The organism is Streptomyces sp. NBC_01618 (genome assembly GCF_045209435.1).
In the GTDB taxonomy this organism is placed as follows: domain Bacteria; phylum Actinomycetota; class Actinomycetes; order Streptomycetales; family Streptomycetaceae; genus Streptomyces.
The window spans coordinates 2,424,581-2,442,510 of the sequence record NZ_CP109297.1; the positions used below are offsets into that span (position 1 = coordinate 2,424,581).

Consider the following 17,930-nt stretch of genomic DNA (forward strand, 5'->3'; position numbering starts at 1 on the left):
ATGGAATTCCTCACCCCTCCCTTCATGCAGCGGGCCCTGCTCGCCGCCGTACTGGTCGGCGTCATCGCCCCCGCCGTCGGCATCTACCTCGTCCAGCGCCGCCAGGCCCTGATGGGCGACGGCATCGGCCACATCGCGATGACCGGTGTCGGTCTCGGCTTCCTGCTCTCCACCAGCCCGGTGTGGATGGCCACGGCGGTCGCCGTCGTCGGCGCCGTCGTGATGGAGCTGATCCGCTGGTACGGACGCACCCGCGGCGACATCGCGCTGGCCATGCTGTTCTACGGCGGCATGGCGGGCGGTGTCCTGCTGATCAACCTCTCCGACACCGGCTCCAACGCCAACCTCACCTCGTACCTCTTCGGCTCCCTGTCCACGGTCTCCACCGAGGACATCACCGCGATCTGTCTGCTGGCCGCCTTCGTGCTGCTGGTGACGCTGGGGCTGCGGCGGCAGCTGTTCGCGGTCAGCCAGGACGAGGAGTTCGCCCGGGTCACCGGGCTGCCGGTGCGGGCGCTGAATCTGCTGGTTGCCGTGACGGCGGCGGTGACCGTCACCGTGGCGATGCGGGTCGTCGGGCTGCTGCTGGTCAGCGCGCTGATGGTGGTGCCGGTCGCGGCCGCGCAGCAGATCTCCAGGTCCTTCAAGGTGACGTTCGTGCTGTCGGTCGTCATCGGTACGGCGGTGACCCTGGCCGGCACCGTGACCTCGTACTACCAGGACGTCCCGCCCGGCGCGACGATCGTGCTGCTGGCCATCGTGGTCTTCGTCGGCCTGACGCTGCTCGCGACCCCGCTGGCCAGAAGGCGAGCCCAGCGCGGCGAAGCCGCGTCCGAGGAGTGCACTCTGGAGGTACCGGCCTCCCGTCCGGCCCCGGACGAGCTCAGGGTTTGACCGAGGCGCCCGGACGGGCTGGCACAATGGCCCGACACAGGTACGGGCGACACGAGGAGGCTGCTGTGGCGACGGCGCCGATCAGTGGAACGAACGCGGCCCCGGTACGCGGCCGCTCGACCCGGCAGCGGGCGGCGGTGGCGGCGGCACTCGACGAGGTGGACGAGTTCCGCAGCGCCCAGGAGCTGCACGACGTGCTCAAGCACCGCGGTGACTCGGTGGGGCTGACCACCGTCTACCGCACCCTTCAGTCCCTCGCCGACGCCGGCGAGGTCGATGTACTGCGCACCACGGACGGCGAGTCCGTGTACCGGCGCTGCTCGACCGGGGACCACCATCACCATCTGGTGTGCCGGATGTGCGGCAAAGCCGTGGAGGTCGAGGGGCCCGCGGTGGAGCAGTGGGCGGAGACGATCGCCGCGCAGCACGGGTATGTGAACGTGGCGCACACGGTGGAGATCTTCGGAACGTGCGCGGAGTGCGCGGGCGCGAAGGAGTGACGGCCTTCGCGCGGGCGTTCAGCGCCTTTGTGAAGTCGGCCGTGGTCGGCTGGTGCTCCAGCTCGGCCACGGCCTCCTCCGCGTCCCGCCCCTGAGTTGTCATGGGGCGGGATCGTCACGGCAGGGTCAGACAGCCGGATCGGCGGTACCCGCCTCCACCGCGCCCCCGAAGCGCCGGTCCCGCTGGGCGTATTCCACGCAGGCCCGCCACAGGTCGCGGCGGTCGAAGTCCGGCCACAGCACGTCCTGGAAGACCATCTCGGCGTAGGCGCTCTGCCAGATCAGGTAGTTGGACGTGCGCTGCTCGCCGCTGGGGCGGACGAAGAGGTCGACGTCCGGCATGTCCGGGTAGTAGATGTACTTCGCGAACGTCTTCTCGTTGACCTTCGACGGATCCAGCTTCCCGGCCGCGACGTCCTGCGCGATCCGCTGCGCCGCGTCGGCGATCTCGGCCCGGCCGCCGTAGTTGACGCAGAAGTACAGCGTCATTTTGTCGTTGTCCTTCGTCTGCTCCTGGGCGACCTGGAGCTCCTGGACGACGGACTTCCACAGCTTGGGCATGCGCCCCACCCAGCGGATGCGGATGCCCAGTTCGTCCATCTCGTCGCGGCGGCGGCGGATGACGTCCCGGTTGAAGTTCATCAGGAACTTCACTTCCTCCGGGGACCGCTTCCAGTTCTCGGTGGAGAACGCGTACAGCGAGAGGTTCTTCACGCCCATCTCGATGCAGCCCTTGAGGACGTCCATGACGACGCCCTCGCCGACCTTGTGTCCCTCGGTGCGCGGGAGGCCGCGCTCCTTGGCCCAGCGGCCGTTTCCGTCCATCACGACGGCGATGTGCTTGGGCACCAGCTCGCCGGGGATCTTCGGGGGCGTGGCACCGGAAGGGTGCGGCTCCGGGGTCTTGTAGTCGCGCCGATTACGGCCGCCGAGCATCCCGCGTACTGCCATGAGCTTCTCTCGTCTCTCTGTGTCACCTGGTAATCGGAGGATGCCCGTATCTTCAGGCCCGTGAGGAATCCGGCTTCCCTCGTAGCGGGGCAACGGTAGGGGAATCGCCGCTGGGCGATGCCCCGTCCACCGTAACGTCACTGAGGCCGCCCTCGATCAGGTGCAGGATCTCGGAGTTGATCGACCGCCGGTCCGCGGCCGCCTGGACCGTCAGTCGTGCGTGCAAGTCATCTGGGATACGCAGAGCGAAACGGATCATGGTGTTATTATGACGTCATGGCGACATCAAGGGAAGCCGAGGTGACCGAGTGCGCCCGGTACACCTACCGGCTTCGCGTGTCGCCCACCGCTCACACCGCTCTGAACGCTGAGTGGGACTGCTGCCGGTGGATCTGGAACGAGTGCGTGGCAAAGTCGAAGGCCGTCCACGCGCTCAGCCGGGCGACGGGCGAGAAGTTGACGTGCGGCCCGGCACAGCTCGACAAGATGCTGACAGAGGCCCGCGCCCACACTCCATGGCTGGCCAAGGGCTCCTCGGTACCTCAGCAGCAGGTCATCCGGGATTTCGCGAAGTCCCGGGCGAAGGCACTGAAGGACGTCAAGGCCCGGCTGCCCATGCACCGTCGGGCCGGAATGCCCAAGTGCAGGAAGAAGCACGAGGCGCTTCCCACGCTGAACTACACCCGTCGGGGGTTTCGCCTCAAGGACCGGCGCCTACATCTCGCCGGAGGCATCACCTTGACCGTGGTGTGGTCGCGAGAGCTGCCCGCCGCACCGTCCAGTGTGCGCGTATACCAGGACGCTCTGGGCCACTGGTACGCCTCCTTCGTCGTCCCCACTCGAGTGGATCCCCTTCCGCCGACCGGTGCAGTGCTCGGGATCGACTGGGGCGTGAAAGAGACCGCCACCACCACAAACGACGCCTACGACCTTCCCCACGCCCAGCACGGGCGAGGCGCTCAGGTGAAACTAACCCGCTACCAGCGGATGACGGCCCGACGCCGCCCCGCCGGAGGACGGGCCGCCTCCAAGGGCTACCGCAAGGCGAAGAGGCAGACGGCGAAGCTGCACAAGAAGGTGGCTCGGCAGCGACAGGACACCGGTCGCAAGTGGGCCAAGAAGGTGGTACGCGCCCACGACGCCTTGGCCATCGAGGACTTCCGCCCGAAGTTCCTCGCACGGTCGACCATGGCACGCAAGGCGGCCGACGCCGCGATCGGCACCACGAAACAGACTCTGATCGAGATGGCCCGCAAGCACGCTCGGGACGTCCACCTCGTACACCCCGCGCACACCACCATGGACTGCGCACAGTGCGGAGCGAGAACCAAGCACGCACTCCCCCTCTCCGAAAGGACATACACCTGCACCGCGTGCGGAGCCGTTTCCCCCAGGGATAAGAACTCCGCCCGCGTCATGCTGATCCGGGCTGGTCTCGTACCCGGCTGGTGCTGATCGTGCAAGACCTACGCGCCCGCCGGGCCGCAGGCAGCGTGAGCCAGGAATCCCCCTCGTTCGCGAGGGGGAGGAGTCAATTCTCTACGTACCGCAGTGAGCGCAGCCCGCGCTCCAGATGCCAGTGCAGATAGGCGGACACCAGTCCGCTCCCCTCCCTGACATGACGCGCCTCGCACGCGTCCGCCGTGTCCCAGTCGCCGGTGAGCAGCGCGCTCAGCAGCGTGACGGCCTCAGCCGAGGGTACGACGCTGCCGGGCACCCGGCAGTCGCCGCATATGACGCCGCCCGCCGCGACGGAGAAGAACCGGTTCGGTCCGGGCATTCCGCACTTCGCGCAGTCCTCGAAGCTGGGTGCGTAGCCGTTGACGGCGAGCGAGCGCAGCAGGAACGCGTCGAGGATGAGATGCGGCTCGTGTTCGCCGCGGGCGAGGGTGCGCAGCCCGCCGACGAGCAGCAGGTACTGCTGGACCGCGGGCTCGCCCTCGTGGTCGGTGAACCGCTCGGCGGTCTCCAGCATCGCGGTGCCCGCGGTGTAGCGGGCGTAGTCGGTGACGATGCCACCGCCGTACGGGGCGATCGTCTCGCTCTGGGTGCAGAGCGGCAGTCCGCGGCCGATCAGTTCGCTGCCCCGGGCGAAGAACTGCACGTCGACGTGGGAGAAGGGTTCCAGCCGTGCCCCGAACTTTGACTTCGTGCGCCGCACCCCGCGCGCGACGGCCCGCACCCGGCCGTGGCCGCGGGTCAGGATCGTGATGATCCGGTCGGCCTCGCCCAGCTTCTGCGTGCGCAGCACCACGCCGTCGTCCCGGAACAAGCTCATACGTCCATTGTCCGGTACGCAGACGGCGCGTCGGGCCCGCCCCCGCAACCGGGACCGTTCAGGACGGGGTACGCGCCGCCGCCGCGAGGAGCCGGGCCGTGTCCTCGGCGCGGAGTTGCAGCGCCCCGCCGACCGTGGTCAGCACCTCGCGCTCCGCCTGCCCGTACGGTCCGTCGGCGAGCGCGATCCGGGCGCCCTGCAGCAGGATCGATTCGCGCCCGGCAGGGGCCAGATGCGGGGCGAGGGGCTCCAGCGCCTCGTGCAGTTCGATGGCGAGGGCCGCTCCGCAGGCCTCGGCCACCGGGTCGAAGGCGGAGCCGTGGCTGATGTCGGCGGAGAGGACCTCGACGACGGTGGAGAGCTGTTCCTCCGTGCAGTCGTCGAATCCGGCGTCGCGCACGGTGGCGGCCGCGGTCTCCAGGACCGTACGGGAGGCGGTGCCGCCGGCCGCGAGTACGCCGAGCGCGACCGTGTGGACGGCGTCCCGGAGCATCGCGGAGAACCGGGTGGTGGTGGGGTGGTCGAGCGCGTCGGTGCCGAAGTGGGCCCGGCAGGCGGCGCATTCGACGACGGGGCCCGCGGTGCCGCGGCGCAGCGTCGGCACGCCGAGCACCGTGAAGCGCCGACGGCCGGTGAGACGGCGGTAGTTGCGGTCGCCGCCGCAGCCGGGGCAGAAGAACTCGCCGTCGCCGATCGTGTCCCAGATGGTGCGGATGCCGCAGATACGCAGCTTCATGGCGCGTTGTCCCAGGGCTGACCGCACGTCGCACACCTCCGTAACACTCCGGCAACACTGCCGTGTCGACGTGATGTTAACCACAGTCGCGATGTGGCGTCAGTACTTCGATCGTCACAACCCCCGGAGATGGCCGAACCCCGCTCCCCGTAGGCGGGTGGGCGGGGTCTTCGACCGTGCGGCTTCAGGCCCTTTCGGGCACCGGGTCAGCGGGTGGCGCGGTTGACGGCCGAGACGACCGCCTTCAGCGAGGCACGCGTGGTGTTGGCGTCGATGCCGATGCCCCACAGGACCTTTCCGTCGATCGCGCACTCGATGTACGAGGCGGCCTGGGAGCTGGCGCCCTCGCTCATGGTGTGCTCGGTGTAGTCCAGCAGACGGGCGTCGATGCCGATGGCCTGCAGCGCTTCGAAGAACGCGGAGATCGGGCCGTTGCCGGTGCCGGTCAGCACGGTGTCCGTACCGTCCACGGTCGCCTCGACGGTGATCGTGTCCCGGCCGTCGGAGCCGGTCGTGGTCTGGCCGGAGCGGATCTGTACGCGGCCCCATTGAGCCGCAGCGTCGTCCGGGTTCGGCAGGTACTCGTCCTGGAACGTGGACCAGATCTGTGTCGGCGTGACCTCGCCGCCCTCGGCGTCGGTCTTGGCCTGAATGATCCGGGAGAATTCGATCTGCATCCGGCGCGGCAGGTCCAGCTTGTGGTCGTTCTTCAGGACGTAGGCGATTCCGCCCTTGCCGGACTGCGAGTTGACCCGGATGACGGCCTCGTAGCTGCGGCCGACGTCCTTCGGGTCGATCGGCAGGTACGGCACCGCCCACTCGAGGTCGTCGACGGACTTGCCCTGGGCGGCCGCGTCGGCCTCCATGGCGTCGAAGCCCTTCTTGATGGCGTCCTGGTGGGAGCCGGAGAAGGCGGTGTAGACCAGGTCGCCCGCGTAGGGGTGGCGCGGGTGGACCTCCATCTGGTTGCAGTACTCGCTGGTGCGGCGGATCTCGTCGATCTGCGAGAAGTCGATCTGCGGGTCGACACCCTGCGAGAAGAGGTTCATGCCCAGCGTGACCAGGTCGACGTTGCCGGTGCGCTCGCCCTGGCCGAACAGGCAGCCCTCGATCCGGTCCGCACCGGCCATGATGGCCAGCTCGGCGGCGGCGACCGCGGTGCCGCGGTCGTTGTGCGGGTGGACCGACAGGCAGATGTGCTCGCGGCGCGACAGGTTGCGCGACATCCACTCGAACCGGTCCGCGTGCGTGGACGGGGTCGAACGCTCCACGGTGGCGGGCAGGTTGAGGATGATCTCGCGGCCCTCCTCCGGCTGCCAGACGTCGCAGACGGCCTCGCAGACCTCCAGGGCGAAGTCCAGCTCGGTGTCGGTGAAGATCTCGGGGCTGTACTGGTAGCCGAAGATCGTCTCCGGGCCCAGCAGCTTCTCCGCGTACTCCATGACCAGCCGGGTGCCGTCCACGGCGATCTGCTTGATGTCGTCCTTCGAGCCGCGGAAGACGACCCGGCGGAAGGTGGGTGCCGTCGCGTTGTACAGGTGCACGGTCGCGCGGTGCGCGCCGACGAGGGACTCCACGGTCCGCTCGATCAGGTCCTCGCGGGCCTGCGTCAGGACGGAGATCGTCACGTCCTCGGGGATCGCGCCCTCTTCGATGATGGAGCGGACGAACGCGAAGTCGGTCTCGCCGGAGGACGGGAAGCCGACCTCGATCTCCTTGTAGCCCATGCGTACGAGCAGGTCGAACATCTCGCGCTTGCGGGCCGGCGACATCGGGTCGATCAGGGCCTGGTTGCCGTCGCGCAGGTCGGTGGAGAGCCACCGGGGCGCGACGGTGATCCGGTTGTCCGGCCAGGTGCGGTCGGGGATCTCGACGGCCTCGTAGCGGCCGTACTTGTGGATCGGCATCCCGGACGGCTTCTGCAGCTGAGTGGCGTTGGTGATCGGCGTGGGGCGGCCGACAGCGGTTTCAGCAGCGGACTGAACGGGATTTACGACGGTCATGGCGTACGGCTCCTCGGGGGTCCAACCAATGGGACGGCCGACTGTGTCGCTGCAACACCAGACTCCGCGGGGAGGGGGTCGGCCTACGACTACAGGCCCTCGCCGCGGCAGCTAAGAAGAAGCAGCCCGAAACGCATGATGCGGCGAGCGTAGCCGAGAGGCGTCCGATGCGTCCGTCCCGTATCAGCATGCGGGACCGGACGCCGGAAACACCCAAGAGTGATCAATCACTCCATTTCATCAATCCTGATCGCAACCAGTGACATCATGGTCACTCGGTGCCACAGTCGAGTGCATGCAGCCTCAGTCTCAGCACGGGTTCCACCCCGTCTTCTGCACCATCGTGCCGCCCCATGTCCTCGACAAGCTGTCGCAGTCCGACAACCCCGATCTGGCGGGCCCCGCCCGCCGCACCCTGGAGAGCGACGCCGCCCGCCGCACCCGCCGCCAGATGGCCACGGTCGTCACCGTGCCCACTGCCCGCGCGACCGAGGGGGAAGCCTCCGACAAGCCCGACCGGACCCTGTACGACTGCGGCCACCGCACTCGGCTGCCCGGCACCGAGGTCCGCAGGGAGGGCCAGGAGCCGACGAAGGACGCGAGCGTCAACCGCGCGTACGCGGGGCTCGGGGCCACCTTCGAGCTGCTGCTCAAGGCGTACGGCCGCCGTTCGATCGACGGCAACGGGCTGCCGCTGATCGGTTCGGTGCACTACGACGAGAAGTACAACAACGCCTTCTTCGACGGCGAGCAGATGGTCTTCGGCGACGGGGACGGCGAGATCTTCCTGGACTTCACCGTCGCCATCGACGTGATCGCCCACGAGCTGACGCACGGCCTCACCCAGTACACCGCCAACCTGAGCTACTACGGCCAGTCCGGCGCGCTCAACGAATCGGTGTCCGACGTCTTCGGCTCCCTGGTCAAGCAGTACTCACTGGGCCAGAGCGCCGACCGGGCCGACTGGCTGATCGGCGCCGGACTGCTGGCACCCGGCGTCCAGGGCGACGCCCTGCGCTCCATGAAGGCGCCGGGAACCGCGTACGACGACGACGTGCTCGGCAAGGACCCGCAGCCCGCGAAGATGGAGGACTACGTCCACACCGGCGAGGACAACGGCGGAGTGCACCTCAATTCCGGCATCCCGAACCGCGCGTTCTACCTGCTGGCGACGGCACTCGGCGGCAATGCGTGGGAGCGGGCCGGGCAGCTCTGGTTCGATGTACTCACAGGTGGTCAACTGGCCGTGGACGCCGACTTCGCTTCCTTCGCCCGGTTGACGGTGGCCGCGGCCCGCAGCCGCTTCGGGGAGGGTGACGAGGCGGAGGCCGTCCTGAAGGCATGGTCGGAGGTGGGCGTACCGACCGCGTAGCGCACACAGCGGGCATTCCCGGGCCCGTCCGGCGATGGAGGACACCACATGCGGATCCAGGTCAGCAGGACCGGCGGCTTCGCCGGCATCGCACGCCACCGCGAGGTCGACACCACCGGACGGGCCGACGCCGGGGAGTGGGAGGCCCTGGCCGAAGCGGCGCTGGCCGCGGGCCACGACACCCCGCCACCGGGCGTTCCGGACGGCTTCCGGTACCGGATCACGGTCGGCGACCGCACGGTCCACTGCGCGGACCCGAAGCTGACCGACGCCCAGCGCGCACTGATCTCACGCGTCCTGAAGGAGGGCGCGTAAGAGGGGCGTACGCCGCCCGGCCCCACGGCCGGAACCCGGCTCCGGCCGGAAACCCCGGGACCGGGCTCCGGGCCGAAAACCCCGGGACCCGGGCAGCGGTCAGAATCCCAGCTTCCGCAGTTGCTTGGGGGCCCACCCGCACGGCCGCCCTCGCACCCCTCGGCCCCAGGGGGCCTCAGCGGCTTCGGACGGCTGCGCCGGCCTCCGGCCGGAAACCCCGGGACCGGGCAGCGGTCAGAATCCCAGCTTCCGCAGTTGCTTGGGGTCGCGCTGCCAGTCCTTGGCCACCTTCACGTGCAGGTCCAGGAAGACCGGCGTGCCGAGCAGGGCCTCGATGTGCTTGCGCGACTTCGTGCCGACGTCCTTCAGCCGCTTGCCCTTCGGGCCGATGATGATGCCCTTCTGGCTGGGGCGCTCGATGTAGACGTTGGCGTGGATGTCGAGCAGCGGCTTGTCCGCCGGGCGGTTCTCGCGCGGCAGCATCTCCTCGACGACGACCGCGATGGAGTGCGGCAGTTCGTCCCGTACGCCTTCGAGCGCGGCCTCCCGGATCAGCTCCGCGACCATGACCATCTCGGGCTCGTCGGTGAGGTCGCCCTCCGGGTAGAGCGGCGGGCCCTCCGGGAGCAGCGGGGCGATCAGGTCGGCCAGCAGGCTCACCTGGCCGGCCCCTCTCCCACCACCACCCTTGTTCGAGGGACTGCGTCCCGCCTCCTGCTCCGCCTTCACCGCGGAGACCGGAATGATCTCGGCCCACTCGAAGCCGAGCTCCTCGCCGAGGCGGGAGACGGCCAGCAGCTGTTCGGCGAGCTGCTTGGAGTCGACCAGGTCCGTCTTGGTGATGACGGCGATCTTCGGGGTCTTCTTGATGCCCGCGAGTTCCTTGACGATGTACTTGTCGCCGGGGCCGAGCTTCTGGTCGGCGGGCAGGCAGAAGCCGATGACGTCGACCTCGGCCCAGGTGGTCCGTACGACGTCGTTGAGACGCTCGCCCAGCAGCGTGCGCGGCTTGTGGAGGCCGGGGGTGTCGACCAGGATCAGCTGCGCGTCCTCGCGGTGCACGATGCCGCGCACGGTGTGCCGGGTGGTCTGGGGCCGGTTGGAGGTGATCGCCACCTTCTGGCCGACCAGAGCGTTCGTGAGGGTGGACTTGCCCGCGTTGGGGCGGCCCACGAAGCAGGCGAAGCCGGCCCGGTGGGGGGCGTTGTTCGCAGCCTGCTGTGCAGCGGCTTCTGTGTCAGGTCGAACGCTCATGGCGCCCATTGTCCCCGATCCTGGCGGCCCCGCCGTACCAACCGCCGCGGCGGGGCCCCTGCCGCGCCGTCTCAGGCCCTGCGGGTACGGCTCCGGCGGGCCCGTATCCACATCCCCGCACCCCCGCCGACGATCACCAGCAGGACCCCTGCCACCAGCCACGGCAGCGCGAAGTACGAGGCGGTGGCGGATTCGCGGGTGTCCCGGGCGCTCGCGGTCACCTTGATCTCGCCCCATTCCAGCTGCGGCGCGTCGGCCCACTGTTCGGTGAGCCGGACCCGCTGGCGGGGCAGCAGCTCGGAGGGGATCTTCTTCAGGTCGCGGGCGAGCAGGGTGCGGCCGAAGAGTCCCTCGGCCCTGAGGGCGACCTTGGGGTTCAGGGTGACGTTGCCCCGGTTGTGGAGCGTGTACGAGATGACTGCCCGGCTCTTCCCGGTGCCCGGGACCAGCGGCTGGCTGTGCTCGACCCGGACGTCGTCCACAAAGAGCGCGGGCATGGTCGGCCCGTTCACCCGCAGATAGATCCGCGCGCCGACCGCCTTGCGGATGCCGACGGCGACGGCTCCCGCGTCGGCCGGGTCGATGCGTTCGTCGAGGGCGACGAGCGCGCCGGGGTGGTCGCCGGGCTCGGCGTCCTCGGGGACGGTGATGGTGAGCGGGACGGTGACGGAGCCGTGCGGCCGAACGGTGACCCGGTCGCGGTCGGTCCTCGCCCAGGCGCCGACCGAGCGCTGCTTCTCGTTCTGGGCGCGGACGGCGAATCCGCCGTCGCGTGCGGTGTTGTACGCATCGGCCGCGTACAGCCGGAAGGTCTGCGGCCGGTCCGTCTTGTTGGTGACGGTGACCTTGTCGTCGAGTCTGGCGCCGGGGTCGGCGGAGAGGTAGAAGTACGGGCGCTGACCGGCCTGTGCGGTGGCCGGGTAGACCGACCAGCTGCCGTTGTCCGCGGCGTGGGCCGCGGGGGCGCCGGCCAGCAGGAGGACGCCGGCCAGGAGGAGTACGTACAGCTTGCGCACGGTGCGGGGCCTCCGGGTTGGTCGGTCGGGGGTCGGGACGGGCGGTCCGGGCGGGTGCGCGCCCGGTCCACCGGTCGGTCGGGACCGCTCGGTCACGTGAGCGTGAGAGTGAGCACGCCGGAGTAGGCGCCGGGGGCGGTGTACGCCGGTACGGTCAGCGCGAGCCGGGCGTCGACGGTGAACTCACCGCCGGTGAGGGTCCCGTTCGGCGCGGATGCCAGCGTGGCGCCCGCGCTGCCGACCGGGCCCTCGGAACCGGCCGCACAGGTGCTGGCGCTGCCGGGCTTCGTCGCACAGACCGGGGTCCAGCCGAGAGCGGACGCATCGATCGTCGCGCCGCCGGGGCCCTTGAAGTCGGTGACCTTTCCGGTCAGGGACCAGCCGGCGGGTCCGCCGCGGTAGTCCTCGACCGTCACCGTCTGCAGGGAGCCGCGGGAGGCGCCGCCCCTCCCGAAGTCGACCGCCGACATCTCGACGGTGTCCCCGGCCTGGACCATGGAGAGCGTGCCCGCCTTGACGGACGTGTTGAGCTGCTGGCTGCCGTCCGGGATCTCCCCGCCACCGCTTGTGACGGTGTAGGCCTGCGGGCCCGCCCCCTTGTCCGCGTCCCAGCCGGCGCCCTCGTAGGCGACGATGCCGGTGGTGGCCGGATCGCTGACGGTGAGCCGGCCGCTGAAGCCGCCGGAGCCGTCCGCCCGGACGGTGGCCGTATCGGCGGTCTGCCGGTCGCCGGCCCGGCCCGCGAGCGTGATGTCCGCGCCCGGGGTGAACTTCGACCCGGTCACGGTGACCGCGTCACCGGCCTTGCCGGATGCGGCTCCGAGCTGGATGGCACGCTCGTTGACCTGGCCGCCGCCGTCCGTCGCGATGATCGTCTCGGAGACGGGGGCGGGCGGGTCCGTCACCGTGCACGGGGTGTCCAGCTCCATGATGTAGCTGGTGTGGATGTTGTAGTCGCCCGGCGACAGCGTGATCTGGCCGGGCGCGGTGACCGTGAAGGTGCCGGTCATCGAGAACGACGGGAAGTCGCCCTTGCCGGGGACCGGATCGTTCTTCTTCGGGCCCGTGACGCTGACGCTCGCGGACTGCGCACCGCCGACAGTGACCTTGCCGGTCGGCGTCATGATGTCGGCGGGGAGCGCCAGATCGACCGGGTTGCTCGCGGCCGGTTTGACGACGGTGTACGTGACCGTGACCTTGTCGCCCACCATCGGGGCGGCGTTGTCGACGGTGATCTCGGCCTTCGTCGTCCCGTCGATCGGCGGGATGCCCGCGATGGCCGGCGGGATGCAGTGCGTGGGGAAGTCCACCGGCACGGAGGCCGTCACCATTGCCTGCGCGGGGCTCGCGAGCCCCCCTCCCCCGGCGACGACGAGCGCACCCACGCCCAGCGCGGCGGCCCAGCGACGGCCGCGCGCGGGACGTCTTCGGGCGGCGGATCTTTGCATGCTGATTCTTCGTACGGTCGGACGCATGGAGCCCCCTCCTGCCTGATGCGGCGCAGCGGCTCTTCTGCGCCGACAAGGGGCCCATTGACAACTCCGGCCGAAAAGAAGTCAATGGCAGCGAAACGCACCGACTGATGGGCCATCAGATGCTGTCAAGATCCTCAGTCCCTTCACACGGCGTGCGAACGCCCCGCGCCGGTGGGGCGCGGGGCGTTCGCACACGGTGTGTGGATTCTGCCGGCGTCAGCCCGCCGTCACGCTGCCCCGGAGCGTGCCGTCGGGGCCGGCGAGCAGCACCGGTGTGTCCGGGCCGCCCAGGTCCCGTACCGCGGCGCGGTCCTCGTCCGACGGGCTCTGCGCCTCGGAGACGACCGCGGCCGCCTCCAGCGAGGTGGCGCCGCTGGCCACGGCCATCGCCACGGCGGTCTGCAGCGCGCTGAGCTTCAGCGACTCCAGCCGCACGGTGCCCGCGACGTACGTGCGTCCGGTCTCGTCCCGTACGGCCGCGCCCTCCGGGACACCGTTGCGGGCGCGGGCGCTGCGGGCCAGCGTGACGATCTTGCGGTCCTCGGGGCCGAGGTCGGTGCTCTCAGTCATGCGCCGAGCATACGAACCGGGGGGCTCGTTCCCCGCCCCGCCCCACTCCCGTCGGGGCCTACGCCCGGTCCAGCCGCAGCCGCTCGGCCTTCGGCAGGCCCGCGACCACCAGGTCGTAGGAGTCCTCGATCAGTTCACGGAGCACCCGGTCCGGCACCCCGGACACCGTCACCGTGTTCCAGTGGCGCTTGTTCATGTGCCGGCCCGGCACGACCGCGTCGTACTCCTCCCGCAGCCGCACCGCCTCGTCCGGATCGCACTTGAGGTTCACCGACAAGGGACGCGCGTCCAGCGCGCTGAGCGCGAACATCTTGCCGAGCACCTTGAAGACGGACGTCTCCGGCCCGAACGGGAACTCCTCGACGCTCGCGTTGAATTCCAGGCAGAACGCCCTCAGCTGCTGCGGAGTCACTCCGAGTCCACCCCCTCCTGCCCCACGGGCTCCACCAGCACCGTGACGATCTTGTTCCGGCGGCCCGCCGTGGACTCCGCAGTCAGCCGCAGCCGGCGGCCGTCGGGCAGATCGACGACGGCCGACGCCCCGGCGATCGGCACCCGGCCCAGCGCCTTCGCGAGCAGTCCGCCGACCGTTTCCACGTCCTCGTCGTCGTACTCGTCGAGATCGAAGAGGTCCCCGAGGTCGCCGATGTCGAGGCGCGCGGTCACCCGGAAGCAGCCGTTCTCCAGCTCCTGGACGGGCGGGAGTTCACGGTCGTACTCGTCGGTGATCTCACCGACGATCTCTTCGAGGATGTCCTCGATGGTGACGATGCCCGCCGTACCGCCGTACTCGTCGATCACGACGGCGACGTGGCTGCGCTCCTGCTGCATCTCGCGCAGCAGGTCGCCGGCGTTCTTCGTGTCGGGCACGAACGCGGCCGGCCGCATCGCCGTGGAGACGAGGTCGGCCTCCGACTCCCGGTTGATGTGCGTCTTGCGGACCAGGTCCTTGAGATACACGATGCCGACGATGTCGTCCTCGTTCTCCCCGGTGACGGGGATCCGCGAGAAGCCGGAGCGCAGCGCCAGGGTCAGCGCCTGCCGGATCGTCTTGTACCGCTCGATGCAGACCAGGTCGGTCCGCGGCACCATGACCTCGCGCACGAGCGTGTCACCGAGCTCGAAGACGGAGTGCACCATGCGGCGTTCCTCGTCCTCGATCAGCGACTCGGCCTCGGCGAGGTCGACCATCGCCCGCAGTTCGGCCTCGCTGGCGAACGGTCCCTTGCGGAAGCCCTTGCCCGGCGTCAGCGCGTTGCCGATGAGGATCAGCAGCTGCGGGACCGGACCCATGACCCTGGCCAGCGGAAGCAGGACGTACGCCGCCGCCGTCGCCGTGTTCAGCGGGTGCTGACGGCCGATGGTGCGCGGCGACACACCGATGGCGACGTAGGAGACGAGGACCATCACGGCCATGGCGACGGCCAGGGCCTCCCAGGTCTGCGGGAACTCCTTCAGACAGGCATACGTGACGAGCACACCGGCCGACATCTCGCAGGCGACCCGCACCAGCAGGGCGACGTTGAGGTAGCGGGTCGGGTCCGCCGCGACCTGTTCCAGCTTCTGGCTGCCGCGCCGCCCGGAGCGGACCGCCTCGGCGGCCCGGAAACTCGAAGTGCGGGCGATGCCCGCCTCCGCGCAGGCCGCCAGCCAGCCGACGACGACCAGCAGCACGGCACCCAGGACCAGGGGAACGCTCACGACACCGTGGGGGCGGGCGACGGGCCGCTCAGGCCGCGCTCGGCACGCCAGCCGTCGACGATCGCGGCCTGGAGGCCGAACATCTCGACCTTCTCGTCCGGCTCCTCGTGGTCGTACCCGAGGAGGTGCAGCACTCCGTGGACGGTGAGGAGCTGGAGCTCCTCGTCCATGGAGTGCTGCGTCTCGGCGTCCTCGCCCTGCTGCTTGGCGACCTCGGGGCAGAGCACGATGTCACCGAGGAGCCCCTGCGGGGGCTCCTCGTCGTCCTTGGACGGCGGACGGAGTTCGTCCATCGGGAAGGACATGACATCCGTGGGCCCCGGCAGGTCCATCCACTGGATGTGGAGCTGCTCCATGGCGTCGGTGTCCACCACGATCACCGACAGCTCGGAGAGGGGGTGGATCCGCATCCGCGCGAGCGCGTAGCGGGCGATGTCGAGGATCGCCTGCTCGTCGACCTCGGTTCCGGACTCGTTGTTGACGTCGATCGACATGGTGCGGCGCGACTACTTCCCGTTGTGGCTGTCTCGGTTGTCGTACTTCTCGTACGCGTCGACGATACGGCCGACCAGCTTGTGCCGGACGACATCCTGGGAGGTGAGCCGGGAGAAGTGCACGTCCTGGACGCCTTCGAGGATGTCCTGGACCTGGCGCAGACCGCTCCTGGTCCCGTTCGGCAGGTCGACCTGCGTGACGTCACCGGTGACGACGATCTTCGAATCGAAGCCGAGCCGGGTCAGGAACATCTTCATCTGCTCGGCACTGGTGTTCTGCGCCTCGTCGAGGATGATGAACGCGTCATTGAGCGTCCGTCCACGCATGTATGCCAGCGGCGCCACCTCGATCGTCCCCGCCGCCATCAGTCGCGGGATCGAGTCGGGGTCGAGCATGTCGTGCAGTGCGTCGTAGAGGGGGCGCAGATAGGGGTCGATCTTCTCGTAGAGCGTGCCGGGCAGGAAGCCGAGCCGCTCGCCCGCCTCGACGGCGGGACGGGTCAGGATGATCCGGTTGACCTGCTTGGACTGCAGGGCCTGGACCGCCTTCGCCATGGCGAGGTAGGTCTTGCCAGTGCCCGCGGGGCCGATGCCGAAGACAACGGTGTGTTTGTCGATCGCGTCGACGTACCGCTTCTGGTTGAGCGTCTTGGGACGGATGGTGCGACCGCGGCTGGAGAGGATGTTCTGGGTGAGTACCTCGGCCGGTGTCTCCGGACCGTCCCCCTTGCCGCTCTCCGTTGCCTTGAGCATGGCGATCGAGCGTTCCACTGCGTCCTCCGTCATCGGCTGACCGGTGCGGAGCACCAGCATCATCTCGGCGAACAGGCGCTGGATCAGGGCGACTTCCGTCGCATCTCCGGCGGCGCTGACCTCGTTTCCCCGGACATGGATGTCGGCCGCCGGGAAGGCCGTTTCGATCACGCGCAGCAGGGAGTCGCCGGAACCCAGGACGGTCACCATCGGATGCTTGGCCGGTACGGTGAACTGGGCTCGCGCCTGGCCCGGCGCGGGGGTCTGGTCTGTGGATGTCTGAGTCATGGGCCGGCTCTGTGGCCTGCACATACCTCCCGTTGCAAGGTTCTCGCCGATCGACAACCTCTGGATTACCAAGCCTACGACTCCGCGCTGACAACGCCGAGGGCTTTTCCGTACGCACTGCGAACGCGTGTGCCCCGGGTCATGCCGGGCGGCGGAAGCCGATCGTCGGGACGGCCCGGCGCAGCGGCCACGGCCGGGCGGCCGTGGGCAGCAGTTCCTCCAGGAACGCGTAGCGCTGGAGCGCGGCCGGGTCCTGGTCGGCGAAGGTGCGCACCTGCTGCCACCAGGCGGCGATCTCGTCCCAGTCGGGCGCCGACAGCGACCCCCCGAACTCCTGCACCGAGAGCGCCGCGGTCAGTCCGGCGAAGGCCAGCCGGTCGGCCAGCGGCCAGTCCGCCAGGGTGCCGGTGACGAATCCGGCGACGAAGACGTCGCCCGCCCCGGTCGGGTCGAGGGCCTCGACCTCGATCGCGGGTACTTCGGCGCTCGCCCCGGTCGCCGCGTCCACCGCGTACGCGCCCTCCGCGCCGAGGGTGACCACGGCGAGGGGCACCCGCTCGGCCAGGGCGTGGGCGGCGGCACGCGGGCAGTCGGTGCGGGTGTAGCGCATCGCTTCCTCGGCGTTGGGCAGGAATGCCTGGCAGTGCCGCAGGTCGGTGAGGGCGTCCAGGTCCCAGCGGCCGGTCTCGTCCCAGCCGACGTCGGCGAAGATCCGGGCACCGTTCCCGGCCGCCTTCGCGACCCAGGGCTCGCTGCGGCCGGGGGCGAGCGAGGCGATGGCGGCGCGGGCGCGGGGCGGGCAGCGCGGGAACACGGGTTCCCCGGCGGGGATCGCGGTACCCGGGGCGCCCGCGGGGCCGGGGGCCTCGTGGCCGTGCGAGACCATCGTCCGCTCGCCCTCGTACGCCATCGAGACGGTCACCGGCGAATGCCAGCCGGGGACGGTGTGCGACATGGACAGGTCGATGCCCTCGCCCTGCTCCAGGGCGTCCCAGCAGTACTCGCCGTAGTGGTCGTCGCCGAACGCCGCGGCGAGTGAGGTGTGCAGTCCCAGCCGGGCCAGCGCGGTGGCCATGTTGGCAACCCCGCCGGGGCTGGAGCCCATGCCACGCGCCCAGGATTCGGTGCCGCGCACCGGGGCGCTGTCCAGGCCGGTGAAAATGATGTCGAGGAAGACCGTGCCGGTGAGGAAGACGTCGCAGTCGGGGTCCTGCGGGGCGCGCAGCCCGTCCAGTGGGTCGATGCCTGGAATGTCTGTGCTCACCTTGCACTCCCCGGTCGTGGCAGATCCGGCCAGTGTGCCCGATGCGCGCCGGTATCCGCAGGGTCC

General features: G+C 69.9%; 18 protein-coding genes and 1 pseudogene. 5 read left to right on the forward strand and 14 right to left on the reverse strand.

All coding sequences use genetic code 11. The features are described from left to right. On the forward strand, nucleotides 1-894 hold the full coding sequence (locus OH735_RS11495; protein WP_406381279.1) for a metal ABC transporter permease: 894 nt from the start codon (nucleotides 1-3) through the stop codon (nucleotides 892-894). A 65-nt stretch (nucleotides 895-959) separates the two neighbouring features. Continuing rightward, entirely contained in the window at nucleotides 960-1,394 is a 435-nt protein-coding gene (locus tag OH735_RS11500; protein WP_384452438.1) for a Fur family transcriptional regulator, read from the forward strand. 126 nt (nucleotides 1,395-1,520) lie between these two features. Here the strand turns inward: OH735_RS11500 and OH735_RS11505 are convergent, their stop codons facing one another. Together OH735_RS11505 and OH735_RS11510 are read right to left on the reverse strand one after the other, a co-directional pair. Then, a complete protein-coding gene (locus OH735_RS11505) occupies nucleotides 1,521-2,345 on the reverse strand; it encodes an isoprenyl transferase (protein ID WP_406381280.1) in 825 nt (274 codons plus the stop codon). A 52-nt stretch (nucleotides 2,346-2,397) separates the two neighbouring features. Further along, nucleotides 2,398-2,604: a FitA-like ribbon-helix-helix domain-containing protein gene (locus tag OH735_RS11510; RefSeq protein ID WP_327275340.1), complete on the reverse strand. Its 207-nt coding sequence runs from the start codon at nucleotides 2,602-2,604 to the stop codon at nucleotides 2,398-2,400. Nucleotides 2,605-2,621: 17 nt separating this feature from the next. Between OH735_RS11510 and OH735_RS11515 the strand changes: the two are divergent. After that, nucleotides 2,622-3,900 (forward strand): annotated as a pseudogene (locus tag OH735_RS11515) (RNA-guided endonuclease InsQ/TnpB family protein). Here OH735_RS11515 and recO read toward each other — a convergent pair. From recO to leuA, 3 genes are all read right to left on the reverse strand, one after another. Beyond that, nucleotides 3,877-4,623 (reverse strand): DNA repair protein RecO, encoded by a 747-nt coding sequence (gene recO / locus OH735_RS11520; RefSeq protein ID WP_327275339.1) that lies wholly within the window; start codon nucleotides 4,621-4,623, stop codon nucleotides 3,877-3,879. The pseudogene OH735_RS11515 and the gene recO overlap by 24 nt on opposite strands. 58 nt (nucleotides 4,624-4,681) lie before the next feature. After that, a complete protein-coding gene (locus OH735_RS11525; RefSeq protein WP_406386525.1) occupies nucleotides 4,682-5,359 on the reverse strand; it encodes a TerB family tellurite resistance protein in 678 nt (225 codons plus the stop codon). Nucleotides 5,360-5,565: 206 nt separating this feature from the next. Beyond that, the gene (leuA, locus tag OH735_RS11530; protein ID WP_406381281.1) at nucleotides 5,566-7,362 is read right to left on the reverse strand and encodes a 2-isopropylmalate synthase; all 1,797 of its coding nucleotides are present in this window, start codon (nucleotides 7,360-7,362) and stop codon (nucleotides 5,566-5,568) included. 295 nt (nucleotides 7,363-7,657) lie between these two features. Here leuA and OH735_RS11535 point away from each other — a divergent pair, with 295 nt between their 5' ends. Then, a complete protein-coding gene (locus OH735_RS11535; protein ID WP_406381282.1) occupies nucleotides 7,658-8,734 on the forward strand; it encodes a M4 family metallopeptidase in 1,077 nt (358 codons plus the stop codon). 48 nt (nucleotides 8,735-8,782) lie between these two features. Further along, entirely contained in the window at nucleotides 8,783-9,049 is a 267-nt protein-coding gene (locus tag OH735_RS11540; protein ID WP_406381283.1) for a protealysin inhibitor emfourin, read from the forward strand. Between the two features lie 234 nt (nucleotides 9,050-9,283). Here the strand turns inward: OH735_RS11540 and OH735_RS11545 are convergent, their stop codons facing one another. From OH735_RS11545 to OH735_RS11585, 9 genes are all read right to left on the reverse strand, one after another. After that, nucleotides 9,284-10,312: a GTPase Era gene (locus OH735_RS11545; RefSeq protein WP_406381284.1), complete on the reverse strand. Its 1,029-nt coding sequence runs from the start codon at nucleotides 10,310-10,312 to the stop codon at nucleotides 9,284-9,286. A gap of 62 nt (nucleotides 10,313-10,374) precedes the next feature. Further along, on the reverse strand, nucleotides 10,375-11,319 hold the full coding sequence (locus tag OH735_RS11550) for a WxL protein peptidoglycan domain-containing protein (RefSeq protein ID WP_406381285.1): 945 nt from the start codon (nucleotides 11,317-11,319) through the stop codon (nucleotides 10,375-10,377). Nucleotides 11,320-11,411: 92 nt separating this feature from the next. Continuing rightward, entirely contained in the window at nucleotides 11,412-12,767 is a 1,356-nt protein-coding gene (locus tag OH735_RS11555) for a beta-xylosidase (protein WP_406381286.1), read from the reverse strand. Between the two features lie 243 nt (nucleotides 12,768-13,010). Beyond that, the gene (locus OH735_RS11560; RefSeq protein ID WP_406381287.1) at nucleotides 13,011-13,364 is read right to left on the reverse strand and encodes a cytidine deaminase; all 354 of its coding nucleotides are present in this window, start codon (nucleotides 13,362-13,364) and stop codon (nucleotides 13,011-13,013) included. A gap of 58 nt (nucleotides 13,365-13,422) precedes the next feature. Beyond that, nucleotides 13,423-13,776, reverse strand: coding sequence for an MmcQ/YjbR family DNA-binding protein (locus OH735_RS11565; RefSeq protein ID WP_406381288.1), 354 nt, complete (start codon nucleotides 13,774-13,776; stop codon nucleotides 13,423-13,425). Then, complete coding sequence (locus OH735_RS11570) at nucleotides 13,773-15,065, reverse strand: hemolysin family protein (RefSeq protein WP_406381289.1); 1,293 nt, start codon at nucleotides 15,063-15,065, stop codon at nucleotides 13,773-13,775. Before OH735_RS11570 ends, OH735_RS11565 begins: the two co-directional genes overlap by 4 nt. After that, on the reverse strand, nucleotides 15,062-15,559 hold the full coding sequence (ybeY, locus tag OH735_RS11575; protein WP_406381290.1) for an rRNA maturation RNase YbeY: 498 nt from the start codon (nucleotides 15,557-15,559) through the stop codon (nucleotides 15,062-15,064). The genes OH735_RS11570 and ybeY overlap by 4 nt, the downstream gene beginning before the upstream one ends. A gap of 12 nt (nucleotides 15,560-15,571) precedes the next feature. Continuing rightward, the gene (locus OH735_RS11580) at nucleotides 15,572-16,600 is read right to left on the reverse strand and encodes a PhoH family protein (RefSeq protein ID WP_406381291.1); all 1,029 of its coding nucleotides are present in this window, start codon (nucleotides 16,598-16,600) and stop codon (nucleotides 15,572-15,574) included. Nucleotides 16,601-16,739: 139 nt separating this feature from the next. Further along, the gene (locus tag OH735_RS11585; RefSeq protein ID WP_406381292.1) at nucleotides 16,740-17,864 is read right to left on the reverse strand and encodes a carbohydrate kinase family protein; all 1,125 of its coding nucleotides are present in this window, start codon (nucleotides 17,862-17,864) and stop codon (nucleotides 16,740-16,742) included. Nucleotides 17,865-17,930: the final 66 nt, after the last annotated feature.

Excerpts from the sequence above, each read along its gene's own strand:
- OH735_RS11510 (WP_327275340.1), bottom strand. The coding sequence starts at position 2,604 with ATGATCCGTTTCGCTCTGCGTATCCCAGATGACTTGCACGCACGACTG.
- ybeY (WP_406381290.1), bottom strand. The coding sequence starts at position 15,559 with ATGTCGATCGACGTCAACAACGAGTCCGGAACCGAGGTCGACGAGCAG.
- OH735_RS11525 (WP_406386525.1), bottom strand. The coding sequence starts at position 5,359 with ATGAAGCTGCGTATCTGCGGCATCCGCACCATCTGGGACACGATCGGC.
- OH735_RS11495 (WP_406381279.1), top strand. The coding sequence starts at position 1 with ATGGAATTCCTCACCCCTCCCTTCATGCAGCGGGCCCTGCTCGCCGCC.
- OH735_RS11540 (WP_406381283.1), top strand. The coding sequence starts at position 8,783 with ATGCGGATCCAGGTCAGCAGGACCGGCGGCTTCGCCGGCATCGCACGC.
- OH735_RS11555 (WP_406381286.1), bottom strand. The coding sequence starts at position 12,767 with ATGCAAAGATCCGCCGCCCGAAGACGTCCCGCGCGCGGCCGTCGCTGG.
- OH735_RS11505 (WP_406381280.1), bottom strand. The coding sequence starts at position 2,345 with ATGGCAGTACGCGGGATGCTCGGCGGCCGTAATCGGCGCGACTACAAG.
- recO (WP_327275339.1), bottom strand. The coding sequence starts at position 4,623 with ATGAGCTTGTTCCGGGACGACGGCGTGGTGCTGCGCACGCAGAAGCTG.
- OH735_RS11580 (WP_406381291.1), bottom strand. The coding sequence starts at position 16,600 with ATGACTCAGACATCCACAGACCAGACCCCCGCGCCGGGCCAGGCGCGA.
- OH735_RS11545 (WP_406381284.1), bottom strand. The coding sequence starts at position 10,312 with ATGGGCGCCATGAGCGTTCGACCTGACACAGAAGCCGCTGCACAGCAG.
- OH735_RS11535 (WP_406381282.1), top strand. The coding sequence starts at position 7,658 with ATGCAGCCTCAGTCTCAGCACGGGTTCCACCCCGTCTTCTGCACCATC.
- OH735_RS11560 (WP_406381287.1), bottom strand. The coding sequence starts at position 13,364 with ATGACTGAGAGCACCGACCTCGGCCCCGAGGACCGCAAGATCGTCACG.
- leuA (WP_406381281.1), bottom strand. The coding sequence starts at position 7,362 with ATGACCGTCGTAAATCCCGTTCAGTCCGCTGCTGAAACCGCTGTCGGC.